Here is a 3,600-nt window from a genome sequence, read left to right on the forward strand (position 1 = left end):
GGTGGCGGGCGCCGGTGCGGGAGCGGGCCGCTCGGCGGCCGGCCGGCCGCGCAGACCGGCGAGGACGGCGAGCGCGGCGAGCAGCACCGGCACGGCGACCACCCGGAGCCCGGTGGCCATGCCCGCGGTGAACTCGGCCGGGCCGTGGGCCGCGCCGCCGGTACGGGAGGCGAGCACCGTGCCGACCACGGCCACGCCGAGCGCCGCACCCAGCTCCCGGGCCGCGGTGTTCAGCCCGGCACCCAGCCCGGCCTGCCCGGGCGGGAGTTCGGAGACCACGGCGTGGGTCAGGCCCGGGGCGGACAGCCCCATGCCGGCCGAGAGCAGCAGCAGCCACAGCGCGTACACCGGGTACGGGGTGCCCGGGCCCGCGGTGGAGACGCCCAGCAGCCCGGCGCCGATCAGCGCCAGCCCGCCGCCGGCCACCCACCGCACCCCGTGCCGGGCCTGCAACCGCCCGGCGAAGCGCGGCACCAGCGCCATGCCGACGGTCAGCGGCACGATCGCGAAACCGGTGCGGGCCGGCGAGTAGCCCTTGGCGTACTGCAGGAACTGCGAGTTGACGAAGAACAGCGCGAACAGGCCGAAGAACGAGGCCGCCGTGCCCAGCACCGCGGCCCGCAGCCGCCGCGAACGGAACACCCGCGGGTCGACCAGCGGCCGCCGCGCCACCAGGCCGTACCGGGTGAAGGCCGCCAACAGGGCGGCGCCGAGCGCGAATCCGACCAGCACGGGCACCGAGAGCCAGCCGTGCGAAGGGCCCTCGATGATGCCGTACAGCACGGCGGCGGTGCCGGCGACGAGCAGGGCCGACCCGGCCGGGTCGGGGGAGGCGGCGTGCCGCGGCAGCTCGGGGACGGTGCGCAGCACCGCCGCCGCGAGCAGGACGGACAGCGGCACCATCGCCCAGAACAGCGCCTGCCAGGGCAGGAACTGCGCGGTCAGGCCGCCGCCGACGTTGCCGGCCAGCCCGCCGAGCCCGACCGCGAGGGTCCACGAGGCGAGGGCCTGGACGCGCCGCTCGGGGCCGGCCAGGTGGACGAGGACCGCCATGGTGGCGGGCATGACGAGGGCGGCACCGGCGCCGGAGACCGCGCGGCCCGCGATCAGCGCGGCCACCGAGCCGAGCGAGCCGCCCGCGGCGCTCAGGCAGGCGCCGGAGGCGAACAGTGCGAGGCCGACGAGCAGCGCCCGCCGCCGCCCCCACCGGTCGCCGCAGGCGCCGGCCGGGATCAGCAACCCGGCGAAGACGATGACGTAGGCGTCGACCGTCCACAGCAGGGCGCCGGGGGAGGGGTGCAGGGCGGAGGCCGCGAGCTGGGGGATCATCAGGTTGATCGCGGCGACCATGCTCTGGGCGACGAGCACGCAGGCGCACATCGCGAAGAGGGTGGACCGGCGGAGGGCCGGTGGGGCGCTTTTGGACATGACGGACGGGCTCCTTCCGGAGCAGAGGCGTCTGGGTTCCCGTCCACGCTAGGCGGATGCTTGGATTGCTTCCAGTGCATGTTTCGCAAGAGAGGAATGCGTCCAGTGCAATCCGGAATGGACCTCAACCTGCTGGTGGCGCTGGACGTCCTGCTGGAGGAGTGCAGCGTCTCCGGGGCGGCGGCCCGGCTGCACCTCTCCGAGCCGGCGATGAGCCGCACCCTGGGCAGGATCCGCAAGGCCCTCGGCGACCCCGTGCTCGTCCGGGCCGGCCGCTCGATGGTGCCGACCCCGCACGCGCTGGCCCTCCACGCGGAGGTCCGGGCGGTCGTGGAGCGCGCCCGCGGACTGTTCAGTGCCGCCGGGCAGGTCGACCTGCGCACCCTCGACCGGACGTTCACCGTGCTCGCGCACGACGCCTTCGCCGCCGCGCACGCCGCCGCACTGTTCGCCCGCACCGCGGCGCAGGCGCCCGGCGTCCGCCTGCGGTTCCTCGGCGAGAGCCACGTGGACGCGCCCGCCCTGCGCGAGGGCACCGCCGACCTGGAGGTCGGCGTGATCGACACCACCGCCCCCGAGGTGCGGGTGGAACAGCTCTACGAGGACCGGATGCTGGCCGTCGTCCGGCCCGGCCACCCGCTGCTCGACGGGCCGCCGACCCCGGAACGGTTCGCGGCCGGCCGGCACCTCGGCGTCTCCCGCCGCGGCCGCCTGCACGGACCGATCGACACCGCACTCGCCGAACTCGGCCTCTCCCGCACGGTGGTGGGCACCGTGGCGACCTACCCGGCGGCACTCTTCGTGCTCCGGAGCACCGACCTGGTCGGCCTCACCACCACGCGCAGCCGCGGCCTCGCCGAGGCGCTCGGACTGGTGACGGTCGACATCCCGCTCGACCTTCCGGCCCTGCCGTTCGGCCTGGCCTGGCACCCGCGGCACGACGCCGACCCGGCGCACGCGTGGCTGCGGGGCTGCATCCGCGAGATGCTCGCCGGCGAGGGGCTCTGAGCCGGCCGGGATTTGTACGCGGGCCGTATCCGCATCGCGCAGTTCGCCAGCCTCCGGCCGGGAGGTGCCCCTGGTGGGTTGAGCCCGCGGGCGTGGTGGTCAGGCCGGGAGCGGGGGGACGTCCTCGGAGGTGATGGCGTGGTCGGCGGGGGTGACGGGGGAGGGGAGTTCGTCGCGGCCGGTGAGGTAGCGGTGGACGGCGGCCGCGACCGCGCGGCCCTCGGCGATGGCCCAGACGACCAGGGACTGGCCGCGGCCGGCGTCGCCCGCGACGAAGACGCCGTCCGGCCCGGCGGCGAAGCGGTCGTCCCGGGCCAGGTTGCCGCGGGTGTCCAGGCCGAGGCCCAACTGCTGCGCCAGGCCGGTGTCGTGCTCGGGGCCGGCGAAGCCGAGGGCGAGCAGCACCAGGTCGGCGGGGAGGGCGTGCTCGGTGCCGGGCGCCGGTGCCCGGCCGCCCGGTTCGGTGTCGGCGAAGCGGACGGCCGAGACCTGTCCGTGGGCGTCGGCGTCGAAGCGGACGGTGGCCGAGGCGTAGGCCCGGATGTCCGGGTCGGGCAGGTCGGGCGGGCGGAGCTCGGCCGCCTCCTCGTGCGAGGTGGTGGCCCGGTGGACCTTGGCGTGGACGGGCCAGGGCTGCGTCTGCGGACGGTCCTCGGGCGGGCGCGGGTGGATGTCCAACTGCCTTACGTCCAGGGCCTCCTGGCGGAGCGCGGTGCCGACGCAGTCGGCGGCGGTGTCACCGCCGCCGATCACCACCACGTGCCGCCCGTGGGCGTCGACCGGGGACCGGTCGAGGTCGCCCGCGACCACCCGGTTGGCCAGCGGCAGGTACTCCATGGCCTGGTGGATCCCGGTGGATTCCCGCCCCGGCACCGGGAGTTCGCGCCAGGCGGTGGCGCCGACGGCGATCACCACGGCGTCGCAGCCGGCCCGCAGCTCGTCCGCCGGCAGGTCCCGGCCGACGGACACGCCGGTGCGGAACCGCGTTCCCTCGGCGCGCAGTTGCTCGATCCGGCGGTCGAGCCGGTGCTTCTCCAGCCGGAAGTCCGGGATGCCGTAGCGCAGCAACCCGCCGGGCCGGTCGGTGCGTTCGTAGACGGTGACGGTGTGGCCGGCCCGGGTGAGCTGCTGGGCGGCGGCGAGCCCGGCGGGGCCCGAGCCGAC

The 3,600-nt window shown here is 76.4% G+C and carries 3 protein-coding genes; 1 reads left to right on the forward strand and 2 read right to left on the reverse strand.

All coding sequences use genetic code 11. The annotated features are described in order from the left end of the window. A partial coding sequence (locus tag ABZ641_RS29490; protein WP_359986641.1) for an MFS transporter occupies positions 1–1,428 on the reverse strand: 1,428 nt, incomplete at its 3' end. Between the two features lie 96 nt (positions 1,429–1,524). Here ABZ641_RS29490 and ABZ641_RS29495 point away from each other — a divergent pair. Beyond that, complete coding sequence (locus ABZ641_RS29495) at positions 1,525–2,436, forward strand: LysR family transcriptional regulator (protein ID WP_344627400.1); 912 nt, start codon at positions 1,525–1,527, stop codon at positions 2,434–2,436. Positions 2,437–2,535: 99 nt separating this feature from the next. Here the strand turns inward: ABZ641_RS29495 and ABZ641_RS29500 are convergent. Further along, positions 2,536–3,600, reverse strand: a 1,065-nt coding sequence (locus ABZ641_RS29500; RefSeq protein WP_359986644.1) for a glutamate synthase subunit beta, incomplete at its 5' end; no start/stop codon positions are given.

It is taken from the genome of Kitasatospora sp. NPDC007106 (assembly GCF_040634455.1).
Classification (GTDB): domain Bacteria; phylum Actinomycetota; class Actinomycetes; order Streptomycetales; family Streptomycetaceae; genus Kitasatospora; species Kitasatospora arboriphila.